This is a genomic window from Metabacillus sp. Hm71, assembly GCF_051842955.2.
Lineage (GTDB): Bacteria > Bacillota > Bacilli > Bacillales > Bacillaceae > Metabacillus.
On record NZ_CM200278.1, the window covers coordinates 4,132,782 to 4,150,412 of the forward strand.

Consider the following 17,631-nt stretch of genomic DNA (forward strand, 5'->3'; position numbering starts at 1 on the left):
AGCTCATATATTGTTAATAAAGGAGGGGTTATAATGAATAGTTGGATATTCTTATATTTAGCCGCAATTTTATCAGGCTTTGCTTTAATTAAGGTGCCATTAGCAGGAACATTTTTAGCTAGTATTGCACCATTTACTACAGTTGTTGGAGTATTAACGGTTTTGGTTTTCTCAGCGGTTCTTATTTATAAAGGCATAAGATATTTATTTTCAAATAATTAGTTTTATATAGAAAATTAAAAGTCACTCAGGTACAGCCAATTCCCCTTTACTGAGTGACTTTTTTATTGGGAATTCCATAATCTTTACACTCAGGTTAAATGCTCTTTTTCATCCCACATGCCCTGCATTCCCTTAGAAAAATGAAATCCTTAACAGAACTTTTAAATAAAGTATTCCCGCAATTATCACAGCGGCCGCTGATCTCGTCAGGGTATTGTTTAAAATCATATACAATCGATGTATCAATTCCTTTTGTTTCTTGTTTTATTTCTTTGTCTTCCATTCGATCACCTGCTACATAAAATTTTAAAAAAACTTCATATATCATACCATATTTTATGGTTCGTTTTATCATAATAAAAAGGGTCGACCCCAAACACAATATAAGAACTTAGTTCCATATCGGTTTTTAGGAAGTCAGACCCTTTTGAGGCTGCCTTTATTCGTTTCTATCTCCATTGAATGGGCGTTGCATTGCATTTCCAAGATCATTCATAAGATTGTTTATATCATCATCAATTCTTGTGCGGTCAACACCATTTTGAATATTATTATCTATGTTACGAACACGGGTAAAGGTTCCTTGATCTGTCACAACCTGAACATCCCGACCATCGGCCATTTTACGAACATTATTTTTGATTTTATTCTTTAAATTGTTTTCATTAGCAGCATCTGTTTTAACTGCAACTAAAATGCTATTTTCAGTAACCAAGACACGTGCATCATCAACATTGTTCATTTTCTCAACAGAAGCGCCTATTTTTCGTGAGATTTCATTATCTTCACGATCATTATTTCCTTGTTGATTTAAATGGCCATGGTAATTTGTATCGGTACGTCTAAATCGATTATCTCGAACAAGTCCATCATCCCGGTCACCTAAAGGAACTGTTGGATTGTCCATATTTTGGTTGTTATTACGATTATTAACCCTACGGAAATAATTGTTTTCATTATTCATACCATCCATCATTTCCGTTACTGGACCTTCATTATCCACATTGGTATCTTCATTTGAATAGTAACCCATGGGTTGAGTGTTATCATTATACCTTGTATCTAATGCACCCTCATTATTATTACAGGCTGTTAAACCCGATGTAAGAAGTGCGATAGCTGTAAATGCTGAAGCTTTTTTCTTGTTTATCAATACGATTCCCCCCCTGTAGGTACTTTCAAAGAGCACAATATCGCGCTCATTAACTAGCTTGTACCTTTTACAGGGAAATCAATCTGTTAGTTAACGGTAATATTGGAGACAGGAAAAAGCAGAGGTATCTCCATTACCTCTGCAAATTTAATCGGTTTAATCTTCGTCGTTATCTTCCCTGCTGTCATAATCAGGCATTTCAAACATTTGCCCGCCCTGTGCCATTTGCTCTGGGGAAAACCCCTGTGGACTCATGAATTGTTGCCCTTGAGCACCCATAAACTGCTGTCCTTGGTCACCCATAAATTGTTGCCCTTGTGGACCCATGAATTGTTGTCCTTGAAAACCACCAAATGGTTGCTGCATTGGATAGCCAACTGGCTGCATCATTGGAAAGCCTCCGTACGGCTGCTGCATTGGATAGCCTCCGTATGGCTGCTGCATTGGATAGCCATACTGTGGCATTTGTTGATATGGACTCATCTGCGGAGCAGGTCCGCCGCACCCGCAATCCTTCTGGTCATATGCTGGAGAAAGGGCTTCATTTTCATAATCATCGTCATCATACGGATCATCGTATGCTCCTAAAACTTGGCTAGGATGATGAAATCCCGGACCTGGTAATACTGGAGACACCGGTACACCTGCATATGGATTTACTGGGAACCCATGACCGTAATGTGCAGCAGGCGCAACAGCTTGCGGATATGGCATATTTGGTGCATAAGGACCTTGTTCATCAACATCGTCTTCATATTCCGCAGGACTAACTGCGGTTGGGTATGGCTGTTGCGGCATTGCCGGACCGAAACCATATGGCATTGGAAAATATGGTCCTGGTGGACATAATCCACTGCCAGATAATACTGGTGAAACAGGTACCATATATTGTGGTGCTACACAATGTGGCTGATACATGGCTGGTGCAACATTTGTTGGCATTGGCATGTAAGGCATATTCGGTAGATTCGGCATATTTGCCATATCTTTTGAATCCTCCTCTTGTTGTAATGGTGATGTGTAATATGGCTGCTCCTTAAATTGCTCCTTAGGCTGTTCTTTAGGTAAATCTTTTGGTAGCTCTTTAGCTGGGACTTTATAGATGTCTTCATCATCCTTCATTATATCTGGTAATACATTATCCGGTTTTGGCGGCAATTGCGGATTTGGCATTTGCGGCATCATAGCCATATTCACCGTATAATAATTATTCATATCGATTCCAGTATATACCGGATGCTGAATATTAGGTACAGGCGGTATATAAGGTTTTGATGGTTTTTCCGTTTTTACATCTTTTGGTGCTGTATCTTCTACATCTACTGCCTCTTTAGGTTTTTCTTTTGCAAAAGGATGTTCAACCTTAGGCATTTCTTTTTTTATCGGCATTTCTTTTTTTATCGGCATTTCTTTTTTAATCGGCATTTCTTTTTTCACTGGTGCTTCCTTTTTTAATGCTACATTACCAGAAGGTACTTTAATTTTCATTCCAGGCATGATTAAATCAGGATTGCTTAATTGGGTGTTCATACTTTTTAACTCTTCGAAATCAACCCCATATTTTTTTGCAATTTTCCAAAGAGTATCGCCCTTTTGAACAATATGAATTTTCAACGCTTTCCCTCCTAAACATAAAAATAAATAACCATCAGAAAGCTTTTTTCTATACTGATGGGCTTCTGACTCATCGAACTAATGATAAAATCGATGATGTTTTTCCACCTCATAAACAATAAGCATGATGTCATTAATCTTCATCACAATTTATGAAGAAAAAACAGAAAATATGATTAAACTCGTATTAAAAATTGGATAAACCTATCCACTTTTATCATTTTTATGCTTAATGAGGACATTTTATTAACCGCAAAACTTTCATGATTTATATACATAAATAAAAATGAAGGAGGAAAAATACTACAATCATACTTAAAGGATTGGTTAAATGCTTAAAATAGTGATGACATTTGTTTTAATAAATTTGATTGTACCTAATAATGAAATTCATGTAGAAGCAGCGGAAAAGGAATCAGTTACAATTGCAATGCGTAACAATGCTTTAAATGCAACCATTCAATTTTTTAATGCTCAAAAAAACTGCAAGACGGACAAAATGTCGAAGTATTCAATCGACATTCAGAATGTCGATCGTAGTAGTTAAGATCAAACATTTTGCAAGAAAAATCCTTTACAAAAGGCAGAAATAACGGACCTTACTGTTGTTTCTAGTGACCTTGCTTTAGCATCGGTACATTTAGATTTTGAAGACCAAGTCATTGTTCAGACATTCCCAGTTATTAAAAAAGAAGGAAAATGGAGAATTGTAAAAGGTGTATATCGAAAGCAAGCAGCGGAAAAAACGATGAATATTGGTATGCTTAACGGAATTAAAGGTTATTTTAGCAGCATTCATTCAGGGAATGAAGCTGCATTAAGGAAGTATGCTAGAAAGTTTAATAAAGATCATGAGCAAATAGATAATCGTGATAGAATATCGGCGCTTGAATATAACATACATAATGTAACCACTCTAACAAATACAGCATCGATTGTTGACATTTCCGTCATAAATGGCAAACAAGTAAACATGATAAAATACGTTGTTTATAAGGCAGATAACAATTGGAAGGTGATTGCCGACAGGCATTTAGTTAAAGCTGTAATCCCTAAAAATTCAAATCCTGTTGAGGTAAAATAAGGAGTTTTTGAAAGCATAAGGGTCAGTTCTCCAGTATAGAGGGACTGACCCAATTTTGTATTTAAACATTTGCAAGCATGCGGTCAAGTGCTAAAACGGCATCCTTTGTTATTTGCTCAGGCACTACAATTTGATTCGTGATTTCTCCTTTTTCTAAGCCTTCAAGCGCCCAAAGGAGATGTGGGAGATCAATCCGGTTCATTGTTAAACACGGGCACATATAAGGATTTAATGATACGATTTTCTTGTCCTTGTTTTGCTGAATTAAACGGTTTACAAGGTTCATTTCTGTTCCGATCGCCCATTTTGTACCTGATTCTGCTGCTTCAATCATATCAATAATATACTTTGTTGAGCCTGCATAATCAGATAAGCCAACAACCTCACGACTGCATTCCGGGTGGACAATAATGTTCATATCCGGTTCTGTTTTGCGAATATGTTCAATATTTTTCACTGTGAAGTTTTCATGGACTGAGCAATGGCCTTTCCAAAGAATAACAACGACCTCTTCAATATTCCCATCATATTCTAATTTGTTATGAATTGGGTTCCAGATCGCCATTTTTTCTAACGAAATCCCTAAATCATACGCTGTATTTCTTCCTAAGTGCTGATCTGGTAAAAATAAAATTCTTTCCTTCTTAGTAAATGCCCACTCTAACATTTTCTTGGCATTTGAAGAGGTGACTGTTGCACCGCCGTTTTTTCCAACAAAAGCCTTAATGGCAGCTGTAGAGTTTACATAGGTTAAAGGAAGAATCGTATCACCAAACAATTGCTGGAGCTCCTCCCATGCCCGGTCGGTTTGTTCAATATCAGCCATATCAGCCATTGAGCAGCCAGCTCTCATATCTGGTAAAATCACCTTTTGGTTCTCAGTAGTTAACATATCAGCCGTTTCAGCCATGAAATGAACACCGCAAAACACAATAAATTCAGCTTCTTTATTGGCTGCAGCGGCTTGTGCTAGCTGCAGGGAGTCACCTGTTACATCAGAAAACTGCACAACCTCATCTTTTTGATAATGATGCCCCGGAATATAAAGCCTTGTGCCGAATTTTTCTTTAATTTCGCGTACGCGACGTTCCATTTCCTCCGTTGTACGTGTTTTATAGGATTCTGGCATCATTTCTCTTTTCTCATGTTCAAGAATATCTAATAATTCCATTTTCTGACCTCCTATTTAACATTCAAGCTTATATCTAACGATTTATATGAGTGTGTTAATATACCTAAGGATATATAATCGACATTTGTATGACGGAAATCAGCTAAATTATTTAGTCCAATTCCCCCAGAAGCTTCTGTCACAATATGTTTTGGCGTTAGTTCAACAAATTTTGCTACCTCTTCTGGTGAGCGGTTGTCAAACATGATAACATCTGCTTCAGCCTCAATTGCTTCTAGCAGCTGCTTTTCGGTTTCAATTTCCACTTCAATTTTCACCATATGACCTGTTTTTTCCCTTACCTCTTTTACAGCATTTATAATCGAACCTGCAAAGGCGATATGATTGTCCTTAATCATGACCCCATCATAAAGGCCAAAGCGATGATTAAAACCACCGCCGCAACGGACAGCATATTTTTCAAACATTCGCAAACCGGGAGATGTTTTTCTTGTATCGCAAATTCTTGTATGATCTGATTGAAGGAGATTTACTGCCTTATTTGTTAAGGTTGCAACCCCGCTCATCCGCTGCAATAAATTTAATATCACTCGTTCCCCGCTCAAAATCGTGCCGACCGGTCCCTCGATTTCCGCGATAATATCACCCTTGGTAAGTTTGTCGCCGTCACGTTTTTTTAAGGTTACATCCACCTTTTGCTGAAATAAGGAATAACCTGTTTGAATCACATCAATTCCAGCTAAAATTCCATTTTCCTTAGCAATTATGACAGCCTCTCCCCTTGCTTCAGGACCAAATATCGTTTGACTTGAAACATCCAATTCACCTAAGTCCTCTAGAAAAAATTCCTCAAGTTTCTTTTTTAATTTAATCACGTTCATCCGCTACACCCCTACGTACATTTCATTTTTTGTTCGGATCAGCTGCTTTTTTTGCCATTCTTTATCATTCATGTCAGGAAAATCAATTCTGAAATGTCCGCCTCTGCTCTCCGTTCTGTTTAATGCCGAGGTGGAAATTAGCCAGCCGATTGTTATCATATTGATGATTTCAATTTGCTGAGTTGTGAAATCCTTCACATTAAATTCCCAAAAAGAGCATTGCTTCTGATAACTCTCAAACCAATTTACCGCATATGTTAGCTCTGCTTCCGTTCGCTGAATTCCAACATATCGGGTCATAATGCCTTGAATTTGTTTCTTTGTCGGTAATTCACAGCTATCTGTACTTGCAAATTCCATGCTATCATCAACGGCCATTACAGGTTGATCAAAGGGTAAGGATAATATATGGCCGGCGACTCTTTTTCCGAAAACAAGTCCTTCTAATAAAGAGTTGCTAGCTAAACGATTTGCACCATGAACTCCCGTACAAGCAGCTTCACCTATTGCAAATAATTTCCTAATATTTGTTTCGCCATTCTCATCCGTGCGAATTCCTCCCATTAGAAAATGCATACCTGGTGCTACGGGTATTCTCCCATGTTTTAAATCAATACCATGTTGTTTACACATCCGTGAAATCGTTGGGAATCTCGTTGCAAAATTTGAAAGCATGGATATATCAAGGAATACTTCATTCCCCTTTTTCATCTCGAAAAAAATCGCTCTTGAAACGACATCTCTAGGCGCTAAATCTGCTTGTGGATGGAGCTTATCCATAAACGCTTCTCCATGCTGATTAATCAAGACAGCTCCTTCACCGCGAACAGCTTCTGAAATGAGTCCAACACATTGCCCATTAATTTGAAGCATCGTCGGATGGAATTGGATAAATTCCATATCAGCAATTTCCGCTCCTGCCCGATACGCCATAGCAATCCCGTCACCTGTGATCACATCGGCGTTTGATGTATGGCCATAGACAGCCCCACATCCACCGCTTGCTATAATCGTGTTACTTGCCAAGTACCGTTTAATCGTTCCATCTATTCTCTTAGTAAAAACACCGCAACATACACCTTGCTCAACAATTAATTCTGTTGCCATTTCATTTTCTATGATTCTTACCGAGGATTTTGTTGCTTGATATAAAAACTCGGTAATGGCTCTTCCTGTTGCATCTCCTCCGGCATGGATTATTCTATGATGGCTATGTGCCCCTTCCTTCCCTAGAAGAAATTGACCATTTTGATCACAGTCAAATCTCATGCCTCGTTGGCACCATTCCAAAATTTCATTCGGGCCTTCTTGGACAAGATACTCAACATTTGTTGGATTATTATGATAACACCCTGCCACTAACGTATCTTCAAAATGATTTTTCCAGGAATCATTTTTATGAATCACAGCGGCTATTCCACCTTGGGCAAGCATTGAGTTGCTCTTTTTCCAAGATGATTTCGTAATAAGTGTTACTTGTTTATGTCGTAAGTGGTATGCAGCAGAAAGGGCTGCGATTCCACTCCCAATGATAATGACATCTGATTGAGGCATACATGGCACCCCCAGTAAATTTACACCTGTCTTGACACCTATATTTACATATATTTAAAATAATGACAAGAGTTTTTTTATAAGATTAGAATTTACTCCTTAAGGATACGTATAAAAAAACGATGACTTTCCCATCAGAACATGACAATAATCCATTTTTTTAATTATAAGATTTCATAGATTATGAAAAACATGAGGTGAAACCATTGATCTATCTTGATTACGCAGCGACGACTCCTATGAGTGATCATTCGTTAAACATATATATGAAGGCAGCAAAAAATGCATTTGGTAACTCAAGCAGTTTACATGATATTGGCGATATAGCCGCAAGGACTTTACAGGCTTCGAAAAAGCTTATTGCAAATATGATTGGCGGGAACGAAAAACGGCTTTACTTTACAGGCAGCGGGAGTGAAGCGAATATTTTGGCCATACAATCACTATTAAATGGAATTCATCCATCTAAAAATCATATTATTACGACCCAAATTGAACACTCATCACTTTATACTTTTTTTAAAAGACTGCAAACAGAGGGCTTCGAAGTTAGCTTCTTGAAGCCAAATAAACATGGACAAATCTCAATTGAAGATGTGATAAACAAGATTAAAGATCATACGGGATTGGTTTCCATTCAGCATGGCAACTCTGAACTTGGTGTTATTCAGCAGATTGAAGAAATCGGTCTATGTTTAAAAAAGCAAGGAATTTTATTTCATAGTGATTGTGTTCAAACCTTTGGCAAACTGCCAATCCATGTGGAAAAGGGATATGTTGATGCCATTTCTATCTCCAGCCATAAAATTTATGGACCGAAGGGAATCGGTGCTGCCTATATCGATTCTTCCGCATACTGGAGGCCAGTAATTCCCGGAACGACCCATGAGTCAGGCTTCCGTCCTGGGACAGTAGATGTTCCCGCAGCTGCCGCGTTCGCTGCTGCAGCAAAAGATATCTCAGATAAAATGAATGAACATACAAAACATTATCTAGAGCTGAGAAGCCAATTCATACACGCAATCAAGCCATATAAAGACAAACTAATCCTTTTAAATGAAAACAGTGAGCATATCCTTCCGAATATTTTACCTGTGATTGTCAATGGAATTGAAGGACAATATTTGATGCTTGAATGCAACCGATATGGTTTTGCCATTTCAACTGGAAGTGCCTGTCAAGTCGGCATGCAAGCACCTCCCCGCTCACTTCTTGCCTTGGGAATTGACGAGCAAAAAGCAAAGCAATATATTAGAATATCATTAGGGGAGCAAACAAAGGCTAAAGAGCTGGAATCATTTACACGAACTCTTATTAACATCATCGAACATTTTTAAGAGACTGGCAGCTTCTTTTAATCGGGAAAAAAGCGGTCATTAGTTAATATATTAATCGAATTGTTGAAAGGATGATCTTTGTGAAGACGGAAAAAATTTTAGGAGATGAGCGACGAGCCATGTTATTGGAATTGCTTTCTAATACAGACAAGCCGATTACTGGCGGAGAATTAGCCAAAAAAGCAAATGTCAGCAGACAAGTTATTGTGCAGGATATTTCCCTTTTAAAAGCTAAAAATTACCCCATTATGGCGACAAGCCAGGGATATGTGTTTTTATCAAAGCAAAATGACCACTCTAACCTTTTTGAACGGATCATTGCCTGTAAGCATGCCCCTGAACGGACAAGAGAAGAATTAACCATCCTTGTTGATCATGGTGTGTTTGTAAAGGATGTCATTGTTGAGCATCAAGTATATGGCGAATTAACAGCCTCTGTTATGGTAGGTAATCGAAATGATGTAAATGAATTCATCAAAAAAATAGACCACTCTAATTCTGTTTATTTATCACAATTAACAGAAGGGCTTCATTTGCATACCTTGCAAGCTGATTCACTGGAAAAACTAGATCGTGCATGTGAAGAACTTGATAAAGAGGGATTTATAGTTAAGGACTAAAGAACAGCAGGATCAACATTTCAAGATCCAGGTGACTTTTGATTCACCTGGTTTCTTGAAAAAAGGTACTAAACCTCTTTTTCGATATTTTGTTTAATCGAGTATCCTTCATAAGACCCAAGCAGCTTTACACTGCAGCCTAAAGCTTCAAGCTCAGCAATTGCACCTGGTATAAGGATTTCGTCGACAAGCATATCAAGATCAATAATGAAAAAATAGTTGCCTAACCCTGTTTTCATCGGTCTTGATTCAATTTTTGATAAATTTAGCTTCCGCCATGTAAATGCTGATAACACTTGATGTAATGCCCCTGGCTGATCTGAAGGCAATGTCACCATCAGTGTCGTTTTTTCTTTATCAGGCTTTAAATACGGACTACAATATTCCTTATTTTTTAAAGGATTTAAAATGGCAAATCTCGTATGGTTATAGTGATAATCATGGATATTCGCCTTTACAATTTCTAACCCATATTCTTTTGCTGCAAGTCTATTTGCTATCGCCGCTACAGGCTCTTCTGGATGCTGGCTAACATAGCTTGCTGCCGCTCCTGTTGATGTTGCATAATCATAGATTATCCCTTTGAAGGTATTGTGCAAAAACTTATGACACTGGGCAATCGCATGTGAGTGAGAATAAACTCGAGTTACGTTCTCCCAATCCTTTACTCTTGCTGGATGAACCATCAAATGCTGTTCAATTGGTGCAACAATTTCTCCGACTATGTATAATGGTCGTTCATGTATCAAATAGTCAAATGTTAAATTAACAGAGCCTTCTAATGCATTCTCAGTAGGAACAACAGCAAAATCAATTTCACCATCCGCAACAGCATCAATACACTGAGGAATCGTGGTAAACCCTACCTGCTCAACCTCTTCTCCAAAAAATGCTTGCACAGCTAAATGGGTAAATGTTGCTCTTGGCCCTAAAAAGCCTATTTTTAATGCCAACTATCTTCAACTCCTTATGCTCCCTGGCCAAGTATCTCTACTTTCTCAACAAATTCCAATCTTCTGAGCTTAGCCATCAAGCGATTGATATCTTCTGTCATTCCATTCGTATTAAGAGAGAGTGTAACATTTGCACGTCCTTGAATGGGAATGGTTTGGTGAATGGTTAACACATTACATCCAGCAGTGGCAACAACCGATAACAATTGGGATAATGTACCACTGCGGTCCTCAAGATGAAAAAAAAGTGTGATAAGCTTTTCTTTTACCATTGTATGGAACGGGAATACAGCATCACGATATTTATAAAAAGCACTGCGGCTCATATCCACACGCTGAACAGCTTCGGCTACAGAATCTACTTTTCCTCTTTCTATTAACTTCTTTACTTCAAGAGTTTTTTTCATCGCTTCCGGCAAAATATCTTCACGAACTAAAAAAAACGTAGCGTCCTTCATTTTCTCCCTCCCAACATTTTTCTTAATGTAGATAATTTATCACAATATTAGCTAAATTTCTTCTTTTTTCTTAATTTATTTTTTAAAACGATGAGAAGGACATAAAGTTTTCACCTTCGTACAAAAAAGAGAGCCAAATGATCAGCTCTCAGGCACAATATTAAATCATTATTCAACAAACTCAAATTCGTAATCAAGCAGTTTTACAATATCACCGTCTTGTGCTCCTCGTTCACGTAAAGCTTCATCAACACCTAAACCACGAAGCTGTCTAGCAAAGCGGCGAACTGATTCTTCTCGAGAAAAGTCTGTCATTTTAAACAGTTTCTCAATCTTTTCACCAGAAAGGACATATGATCCATCACTGTCGCGAGTAATCGCAAAGTTCGGCTCTTCCTTTTTAAATTCATATACTACCCGGTGCTCGGCAGGTTCTTCCTCAAATAACGGAAATTCAGGTGTGCTCTCCAATGTATCAGCTATTTCAAATAACAGTTCACGAACACCCTCGCGAGTAATCGCTGAGATCGGGAAGATTTTCACATCATCCTCAAGCTTTTTCTTGAACTCCATTAAATTATCTTCAGAATCTGGCATGTCCATTTTATTGGCAACAATAATTTGCGGACGCTCTGTTAACCGAAGATTGTATTCTTTTAACTCTGCATTAATGGTTACATAATCGTCATAAGGATCTCTGCCTTCTAACCCAGACATATCGATAACATGAACGATAACACGTGTTCTTTCGATATGTCTTAAGAATTGGTGACCTAATCCGACACCTTGGTGAGCACCTTCAATTAAACCAGGCAGATCTGCCATGACAAAACTTCTACCGTCTTCTGTTTCAACCATTCCTAAATTAGGAACAAGGGTTGTAAAGTGGTAATCTGCAATTTTCGGCTTTGCAGAAGAAACGACTGATAATAAGGTTGACTTTCCTACACTCGGGAAGCCTACTAACCCTACATCTGCCAACACCTTTAATTCCAAAATAACATTTCGCTCGATACCTGGTTCACCATTTTCCGACAGCTCCGGGGCAGGATTTGCAGGTGTTGCAAATCTTGTATTCCCACGGCCCCCTCTGCCGCCTTTGGCAATGACTGAACGTTGTCCATGCTCAGTTAAATCTGCAATAATTTGTCCTGTTTCTTCATCCGTAACAACCGTTCCAGGAGGAACCTTTACGATCATTGGCTGTGCATTTTTGCCATGCTGGTTTTTTGACATACCATGCTCACCGCGAGGAGCTTTAAAGTGACGTTTGTATCGAAAATCCATTAAGGTTCTTAAACCCTCATCTACTTCGAAAACGACGTCAGCACCGTTTCCGCCATCACCGCCAGCCGGGCCGCCTTTTGGCACATATTTCTCACGACGGAACGCTACCATTCCGTTTCCGCCATCGCCGCCTTTTACATATATTTTGACTTGATCGACAAACATTTGTCTTCCTCCGTTCTAAATCCCAAATGAAATAACTGTAGTTAGCTCATATGTATCAACGTGATATTCATTCACAACCAATCGTGAATGATCAACTGCTTTTAACCAATTTTCGATTTGATCTGTCTTATTTATTATGCCATTAAAATCAAAAAAGAAACGAACCCCAGCTTTATCAGAATCTAAATCGATCGTAATGCTCACATGGTTTTCACTGCATCTATCGACCGTACTTTCTAGTATATCCAAAAAACTCCTGCTCCATTGGGTCACTGACTCATCGAATGGTTCCAAAGACCGTACATCCCCTAAAATTTCATATTCAAGCAATAAATGATGTTTGTTCCAATTATATGTGAGGAGATAACTTGCAAATTCGGGCATTTTCAAATTACAGAGTTTTGATTCATGTTGGGCTTCCATAATGACTTCTTCTATTATATCGTTGACACGTTCATATTTTTGCAGGGATAGATTACCTTTAATTAATTGTAGTTTATTCATCCAATCATGACGAGAATGACTTAAAAGATCGACAATGTTCCATTCGTTTAAATTATTTTTCATACTCATTTTATTCTCCTAGTTCTTATTAGAAAACTTGGCATGTCTTGATTAGGCTGTACTATGAATTATAACAAACATTGATTTGGAACATAAGGGAAATTGTAACAATCGTCATTTATTACAACAAAAAAACCCTAACCCAAATTTTCAGGTTAGAGTCTTTATTACAAACTTATGCTTCTTGTGCTACAGGGTATACGCTAACTTTTTTGCGATCGCGTCCGAAACGTTCGAATTTAACGACACCATCAACTTTTGCAAATAGCGTATCATCACCGCCGCGGCCAACATTTTCACCTGGGTAAATTTTTGTACCGCGTTGACGGTAAAGAATTGAACCACCAGTTACGAATTGCCCATCAGCACGCTTTGCACCAAGACGTTTCGCGATAGAGTCACGACCGTTTTTAGTCGAACCTACCCCTTTCTTAGATGCGAAGAATTGAAGATCTAATCTTAACATGAAGTTCACCTCCTATTTAGTTGATATTCGATACAGAAATATATTGTCCATACTCTCTTTCAATCGTTTGAAGTGAAATCAGCATACCTTCCAACAAAAGTTGAACTTTATCATTTGTTGCTTTGTCAAGGTCAGCAGGCAATTTCACGTGTAAATAGCCGCCATCCTCGCCTTGCTCAATTTGTGGTTCAATATTTGTTAATGACAGTACTGCATTGACAGCACCAAAGGTAACAGCTGAAGCTCCAGCGCAAACTAAATCTTTACCATGCTCATCAAATTCAGCATGTCCAGATAATATGAACGATGTGATAAGTCCCTCATTTGAACGATAAATTTTTGCATTTATCATATTCAAACAGCCTTACGCGTTGATTTTTTCGATAACAACTTTTGTGTATGGCTGACGGTGACCTTGCTTTTTACGTTGATTTTTCTTAGCTTTATATTTGAAGACAGTGATTTTCTTTTGACGACCGTGTTTTTCAACTTTACCTGTAACAGTTGCTCCGTCAACAGTTGGGCTGCCAACCTTCACATTGTCTCCACCTACGAATAAAACTTTGTCAAACGTAACAGTTTCACCTTGCTCAGTACCAAGCTTTTCAACATAAATTACTTGGCCTTCTTCAACTTTTAGTTGCTTTCCGCCAGTTTCAATAATTGCGTACATTCTCTGCACCTCCTATAAACTCAGACTCGCCAAAATCAGGTGAATGTCTAAACATTGCTTAAACCTTATTCTGAGCGGTTGTAGCACGGGTGCGCTACAAGTCATAACATTAACCATAATATCAAATACCTTTGAAATATGCAACCATTATTTCAAGGTTTAAGCCTTTCTGTGATTGAGCTCAAGCTGCCAATATGTTTTATTCGATAATTAGGTATGGGACTTGTTAAAGTTGAACACAGTATTTTAAAGTGTAACGCTTCTTCAAGCTGCTTTTTATGGTTCTTGTTTTCACCTTGTAGCAGTTGGATTACATCATCAGTCGCTTCAACCCAGATCGCTTCCTCGTCCATGAATTGATACTCCCACAGTTCTCGCTCAAGCTTATAGGTAACACTCTCGGCAGATGGAATTCGCCCTGTTCCATGACAGGCTTCACATCGGTTTGTAAGACTTTCCTGAATAGATCCCCGTACTTTTTTTCTTGTTATTTGCAAAATATTCAGTTCGGTAAAGCCAATTATTTTATGCTGGACACGATCCCTCTTCATCTCGCGAGTGACCGTATCGACGATTACTTCTTGGTCTTCTTTATATCTCATATCGATGAAATCGATTAAGATAATTCCGCTAAGATTTCGCAATCTTATTTGTTTGGCAATTTCAATTGCAGCTGCTTGATTTGTTTTTAGTACCGTGTCCCTCATCGAAGATTTGCCAGAGAATTTCCCTGTATTTACGTCAATAATTGTCATTGCTTCCGTTTGTTCAATCACAATAAATGCCCCGTTCTTTAGCCAAACAGTTTGTTTTAAGAGTTTGTCAATCTCTTGTTCAATCTTATGTGTAGAGAAAATCCCTTCTTTTTGATCATGATACATAACCGTGACATTTGGATATTGCTGTTTTAAATGCTGTACTGTCTCAATTTGATCGCAAATTATCATGTCTTTAGGATGAAGTGCTAGTTCATTTACAATGCGGTCAACAAAGCTTCTTGCCTCAAATATACATTCAGGTACTTTAGCATTTTTTCTAGACAAAGAGGTGAACTGCTTTTTGAGCTTTATATATTCTTCAGTAAGCTCCTCCTTTGTTTTATGTAAACTCGCTGTACGAAAAAGAAGCCCCTCTTTTCCCTTGCGGAGCTCATCAGCAATTGTTAATAATCTATTTCTTTCTGCCTCATCTGTAAGTTTTTTTGAAACAGCAAGATAATCACCAAATGGCATGTATACTAAAAACTTACCGCCAAATTCAAGATTTGTTGTTAGCTTCGGTCCTTTTTGATCTGTCCCCTCTTTGACAACCTGGACGAGCAGCTGATCACCCTCTCTTACATAATGGGAGATTGAAGTTTTAGAACCATGGTTCACTTCATGCTGAAACGAGATTAAATCATTGCGATGTAAGTATCCGTTTTGTTTTAAGCCGATATCAACGAAAGCAGCCTGCATACCGGGAAGAACCTTTGTCACTCTTCCAACAAAAATATTGCCAACAACCTCGTCTTGATAAGAATTCGTTTGATGAATTTCTGTTAATTGATTCTCCTCAACAACAGCACAACGAAATTCGTTTGTTTTTTCATTAATAAACAATTTCCGCACTGCTTATACCCTCTTTCTATAAGAAAAGGGACAAAAGCTTTTGCTAAGCTTTCACTTCCCAGATAGATACCTCTATTACTATATCATAGAAGCTGTTTACGAATGAAGGTACAGGCTAATATCAATAAGCGTAGACTAAATCTCCTACCTTTGAATCGGTAAGCTTATTTGCAAAATAGGCATGGAGCAATTCATTTTCATCCATTTCCGATACTTTTGAACCATCTCGTTCCACAATGATTAAGTGTTTGCATCCCCGTTGAAATTGAAGCAACACATGGAAAATTAACTCTGACTCATCTACAACAATCGGCTTTAAACGGTAAATGGTCTCTTGTTTGCCATAGTAGCGTTCCATTAAAAAGCGTAAACAGCCATACATTCGATTCTTATACTCTTGATATAAACTGTAAATGAGGAAGGAGGTAATAATCCATGCATTCAAATGATTCGGTGAATATACTAAAACAACTGCTACGTAATTGAACAAGAAAAAGAGTGACACTCCGATCATATATAAATGTGCTCTTTTATATGGCCAATAATTTGAGAAAAGAATAAATAATAGCTTGCCGCCGTCTAAAGGCCATACAGGCAGCAAATTAAAGAATAAGATCGATAGATTATAAAACGTAAACAATTGATAATCATCTGCACTAATTATATTCGCTGTCAAAAGCAGATAGGCTGCCCCCTGAAGCCAAATATGCTGAATCGGACCTGATAATACAACAATTAACTCTTGTTTCAATGAACGATTTCCATGCTCATCAACCACAGCAACCCCTCCAAACGGGAGGAGCATGATTGATTTAATACGCCAAGAAAAAAAATGAGCACTTATTGCATGGCCCATTTCATGTACAAACACAATCAGCATTAAAACGAATACCGTTTTAAAGTTTGCTGTAATGACACTTATTCCAATCATGACCCATAACAATGGATGAATATGGATTTTTAATAAGAGAGTTAAATAGTTATTCAAATGGGATCACCTTGTTCGGGTCAATAAAATCATCACCCTTTTTTATAGCAAAATAATAGGTGCCTTTTTGATTTTCATTTAATTTTGTTTTTCCTAGCTCTTTTCCTTTTTCGACAAAATCATAAAGAGCTACATCAATTTTTTCTAAATTTCCATACCATGATTCTGTCCCATCAGCATGCTGGATGACGATTGTAAGACCATTATCCGATTTTTCACCCGCTTCAACAACAATTCCTTCATTAATTGCCTCTACAGCAGGGCGATTTGTCTCTACCATAATCCCCTGTCCGTTGTCTTCAAAGGTTTCAAGGACTTTCCCAGTTGCTGGTACAGATAAATCAGCGGTTTCAGTTTGATTTTCCTTTTCATTATCACCTGATGTTGGATTAAAAAGGGCTAATGGTTCGCCAAATTGTTCCTTATACCATGAAGATACAGCAGCAAATTGAAACTCTTCTTCAAGTGAATAACTGACCGCTGATTGTACTTTTTGGAAAAGAGGTGCTCCATTTTTAAAAGCGATTGCAGCCACTAATACGATCACGGCTGAAAATAATACTTTAAACATGAATACTTCTGCACGGAAAAGCGGATGACCGCCATTCCCATTGCCAGGCCCACCTTCATACGTCGGCGGCGAATATACGCCATATCTCTCCTCGTCACTTAAAAACAAGGAAGTTCGCTTTGTTGTTTCAGGATCATTTCCTAATCCTCTTTCACGTTTTCTTTTCGCAATTCTTTTTTTCACTTCATCCGCTCGATGACTCATCCCCATCAATCCTTTTAGTCAGTTTGTACAAGTTTATGCCTTGTCCTGAAAGGATATGATTAAATTTTATCGCTTAAAAAAACAAAAAAACTAGT

At 38.0% G+C, this 17,631-nt stretch carries 21 protein-coding genes and 1 other annotated feature; of the genes, 5 read left to right on the top strand and 16 right to left on the bottom strand.

What is annotated here, in order from left to right:
• Positions 1-33: 33 nt before the first annotated feature.
• Positions 34-222 (top strand): hypothetical protein, encoded by a 189-nt coding sequence (locus ACSVDH_RS20515; protein WP_299091666.1) that lies wholly within the window; start codon positions 34-36, stop codon positions 220-222.
• 94 nt (positions 223-316) lie between these two features.
• Here ACSVDH_RS20515 and ACSVDH_RS20520 read toward each other — a convergent pair whose 3' ends face one another.
• From ACSVDH_RS20520 to safA, 3 genes are all read right to left on the bottom strand, one after another.
• Positions 317-505 (bottom strand): DUF8096 family protein, encoded by a 189-nt coding sequence (locus ACSVDH_RS20520; protein ID WP_439249985.1) that lies wholly within the window; start codon positions 503-505, stop codon positions 317-319.
• 156 nt (positions 506-661) lie between these two features.
• The gene (locus ACSVDH_RS20525) at positions 662-1,375 is read right to left on the bottom strand and encodes a YhcN/YlaJ family sporulation lipoprotein (RefSeq protein ID WP_439249984.1); all 714 of its coding nucleotides are present in this window, start codon (positions 1,373-1,375) and stop codon (positions 662-664) included.
• 156 nt (positions 1,376-1,531) lie between these two features.
• A complete protein-coding gene (gene safA, locus ACSVDH_RS20530) occupies positions 1,532-2,989 on the bottom strand; it encodes a SafA/ExsA family spore coat assembly protein (protein WP_439249983.1) in 1,458 nt (485 codons plus the stop codon).
• A gap of 331 nt (positions 2,990-3,320) precedes the next feature.
• Here safA and ACSVDH_RS20535 point away from each other — a divergent pair, with 331 nt between their 5' ends.
• Positions 3,321-3,536, top strand: coding sequence for a hypothetical protein (locus ACSVDH_RS20535; RefSeq protein WP_439249982.1), 216 nt, complete (start codon positions 3,321-3,323; stop codon positions 3,534-3,536).
• 201 nt (positions 3,537-3,737) lie between these two features.
• The gene (locus ACSVDH_RS20540) at positions 3,738-4,073 is read left to right on the top strand and encodes a hypothetical protein (protein ID WP_439249981.1); all 336 of its coding nucleotides are present in this window, start codon (positions 3,738-3,740) and stop codon (positions 4,071-4,073) included.
• Between the two features lie 61 nt (positions 4,074-4,134).
• On the opposite strand, the gene nadA is transcribed toward ACSVDH_RS20540, so the two are convergent.
• Genes nadA through nadB form a run of 3 tightly spaced genes read right to left on the bottom strand, consistent with a single transcriptional unit; the run spans position 4,135 to position 7,640 of the window.
• The gene (gene nadA / locus ACSVDH_RS20545; RefSeq protein WP_439249980.1) at positions 4,135-5,244 is read right to left on the bottom strand and encodes a quinolinate synthase NadA; all 1,110 of its coding nucleotides are present in this window, start codon (positions 5,242-5,244) and stop codon (positions 4,135-4,137) included.
• A gap of 11 nt (positions 5,245-5,255) precedes the next feature.
• Positions 5,256-6,086 carry a carboxylating nicotinate-nucleotide diphosphorylase gene (gene nadC / locus ACSVDH_RS20550; protein WP_439249979.1) on the bottom strand — a complete coding sequence of 277 codons (831 nt, stop codon included), beginning with the start codon at positions 6,084-6,086 and terminating at the stop codon, positions 5,256-5,258.
• 3 nt (positions 6,087-6,089) lie between these two features.
• Positions 6,090-7,640: an L-aspartate oxidase gene (nadB, locus tag ACSVDH_RS20555; protein ID WP_439249978.1), complete on the bottom strand. Its 1,551-nt coding sequence runs from the start codon at positions 7,638-7,640 to the stop codon at positions 6,090-6,092.
• A gap of 206 nt (positions 7,641-7,846) precedes the next feature.
• On the opposite strand from nadB, the gene ACSVDH_RS20560 reads away from it, so the two are divergent.
• Both ACSVDH_RS20560 and ACSVDH_RS20565 read left to right on the top strand, forming a co-directional pair.
• Complete coding sequence (locus ACSVDH_RS20560; RefSeq protein ID WP_439249976.1) at positions 7,847-8,977, top strand: IscS subfamily cysteine desulfurase; 1,131 nt, start codon at positions 7,847-7,849, stop codon at positions 8,975-8,977.
• 71 nt (positions 8,978-9,048) lie between these two features.
• The gene (locus ACSVDH_RS20565) at positions 9,049-9,597 is read left to right on the top strand and encodes a transcription repressor NadR (RefSeq protein ID WP_439249975.1); all 549 of its coding nucleotides are present in this window, start codon (positions 9,049-9,051) and stop codon (positions 9,595-9,597) included.
• Between the two features lie 68 nt (positions 9,598-9,665).
• Here the strand turns inward: ACSVDH_RS20565 and pheA are convergent, their stop codons facing one another.
• From pheA to ACSVDH_RS20615, 10 genes are all read right to left on the bottom strand, one after another.
• On the bottom strand, positions 9,666-10,550 hold the full coding sequence (gene pheA, locus ACSVDH_RS20570) for a prephenate dehydratase (RefSeq protein WP_299091693.1): 885 nt from the start codon (positions 10,548-10,550) through the stop codon (positions 9,666-9,668).
• 14 nt (positions 10,551-10,564) lie between these two features.
• Positions 10,565-11,008 carry a transcriptional regulator ThrR gene (gene thrR / locus ACSVDH_RS20575; RefSeq protein WP_299091696.1) on the bottom strand — a complete coding sequence of 148 codons (444 nt, stop codon included), beginning with the start codon at positions 11,006-11,008 and terminating at the stop codon, positions 10,565-10,567.
• 168 nt (positions 11,009-11,176) lie between these two features.
• The gene (obgE, locus tag ACSVDH_RS20580; RefSeq protein WP_299091698.1) at positions 11,177-12,460 is read right to left on the bottom strand and encodes a GTPase ObgE; all 1,284 of its coding nucleotides are present in this window, start codon (positions 12,458-12,460) and stop codon (positions 11,177-11,179) included.
• A 15-nt stretch (positions 12,461-12,475) separates the two neighbouring features.
• Positions 12,476-13,033: a Spo0B C-terminal domain-containing protein gene (locus ACSVDH_RS20585; RefSeq protein WP_439249974.1), complete on the bottom strand. Its 558-nt coding sequence runs from the start codon at positions 13,031-13,033 to the stop codon at positions 12,476-12,478.
• A gap of 166 nt (positions 13,034-13,199) precedes the next feature.
• Positions 13,200-13,490 (bottom strand): 50S ribosomal protein L27, encoded by a 291-nt coding sequence (gene rpmA, locus ACSVDH_RS20590; protein WP_046515783.1) that lies wholly within the window; start codon positions 13,488-13,490, stop codon positions 13,200-13,202.
• A 16-nt stretch (positions 13,491-13,506) separates the two neighbouring features.
• On the bottom strand, positions 13,507-13,842 hold the full coding sequence (locus tag ACSVDH_RS20595) for a ribosomal-processing cysteine protease Prp (protein ID WP_439249973.1): 336 nt from the start codon (positions 13,840-13,842) through the stop codon (positions 13,507-13,509).
• A gap of 12 nt (positions 13,843-13,854) precedes the next feature.
• A complete protein-coding gene (rplU, locus tag ACSVDH_RS20600; protein WP_299091711.1) occupies positions 13,855-14,163 on the bottom strand; it encodes a 50S ribosomal protein L21 in 309 nt (102 codons plus the stop codon).
• A gap of 12 nt (positions 14,164-14,175) precedes the next feature.
• Positions 14,176-14,253, bottom strand: a sequence feature (ribosomal protein L21 leader region).
• A gap of 62 nt (positions 14,254-14,315) precedes the next feature.
• On the bottom strand, positions 14,316-15,773 hold the full coding sequence (locus ACSVDH_RS20605; RefSeq protein ID WP_439249971.1) for an Rne/Rng family ribonuclease: 1,458 nt from the start codon (positions 15,771-15,773) through the stop codon (positions 14,316-14,318).
• A gap of 121 nt (positions 15,774-15,894) precedes the next feature.
• Entirely contained in the window at positions 15,895-16,761 is an 867-nt protein-coding gene (locus ACSVDH_RS20610) for a M50 family metallopeptidase (protein ID WP_439249970.1), read from the bottom strand.
• Positions 16,754-17,536 carry a M23 family metallopeptidase gene (locus ACSVDH_RS20615; RefSeq protein WP_299091717.1) on the bottom strand — a complete coding sequence of 261 codons (783 nt, stop codon included), beginning with the start codon at positions 17,534-17,536 and terminating at the stop codon, positions 16,754-16,756. Before ACSVDH_RS20615 ends, ACSVDH_RS20610 begins: the two co-directional genes overlap by 8 nt.
• Between the last annotated feature and the right edge of the window lie 95 nt (positions 17,537-17,631).

What these genes read in the sequence shown, in the direction of transcription:
- ACSVDH_RS20515 (WP_299091666.1), top strand. Translation starts at nt 34, where the DNA reads ATGAATAGTTGGATATTCTTATATTTAGCCGCAATTTTATCAGGCTTT.
- ACSVDH_RS20520 (WP_439249985.1), bottom strand. Translation starts at nt 505, where the DNA reads ATGGAAGACAAAGAAATAAAACAAGAAACAAAAGGAATTGATACATCG.
- ACSVDH_RS20535 (WP_439249982.1), top strand. Translation starts at nt 3,321, where the DNA reads ATGCTTAAAATAGTGATGACATTTGTTTTAATAAATTTGATTGTACCT.
- ACSVDH_RS20540 (WP_439249981.1), top strand. Translation starts at nt 3,738, where the DNA reads ATGAATATTGGTATGCTTAACGGAATTAAAGGTTATTTTAGCAGCATT.
- nadA (WP_439249980.1), bottom strand. Translation starts at nt 5,244, where the DNA reads ATGGAATTATTAGATATTCTTGAACATGAGAAAAGAGAAATGATGCCA.
- nadC (WP_439249979.1), bottom strand. Translation starts at nt 6,086, where the DNA reads ATGAACGTGATTAAATTAAAAAAGAAACTTGAGGAATTTTTTCTAGAG.
- nadB (WP_439249978.1), bottom strand. Translation starts at nt 7,640, where the DNA reads ATGCCTCAATCAGATGTCATTATCATTGGGAGTGGAATCGCAGCCCTT.
- ACSVDH_RS20565 (WP_439249975.1), top strand. Translation starts at nt 9,049, where the DNA reads ATGATCTTTGTGAAGACGGAAAAAATTTTAGGAGATGAGCGACGAGCC.
- thrR (WP_299091696.1), bottom strand. Translation starts at nt 11,008, where the DNA reads ATGAAGGACGCTACGTTTTTTTTAGTTCGTGAAGATATTTTGCCGGAA.
- obgE (WP_299091698.1), bottom strand. Translation starts at nt 12,460, where the DNA reads ATGTTTGTCGATCAAGTCAAAATATATGTAAAAGGCGGCGATGGCGGA.
- ACSVDH_RS20585 (WP_439249974.1), bottom strand. Translation starts at nt 13,033, where the DNA reads ATGAGTATGAAAAATAATTTAAACGAATGGAACATTGTCGATCTTTTA.
- rpmA (WP_046515783.1), bottom strand. Translation starts at nt 13,490, where the DNA reads ATGTTAAGATTAGATCTTCAATTCTTCGCATCTAAGAAAGGGGTAGGT.
- ACSVDH_RS20595 (WP_439249973.1), bottom strand. Translation starts at nt 13,842, where the DNA reads ATGATAAATGCAAAAATTTATCGTTCAAATGAGGGACTTATCACATCG.
- rplU (WP_299091711.1), bottom strand. Translation starts at nt 14,163, where the DNA reads ATGTACGCAATTATTGAAACTGGCGGAAAGCAACTAAAAGTTGAAGAA.
- ACSVDH_RS20615 (WP_299091717.1), bottom strand. Translation starts at nt 17,536, where the DNA reads ATGAGTCATCGAGCGGATGAAGTGAAAAAAAGAATTGCGAAAAGAAAA.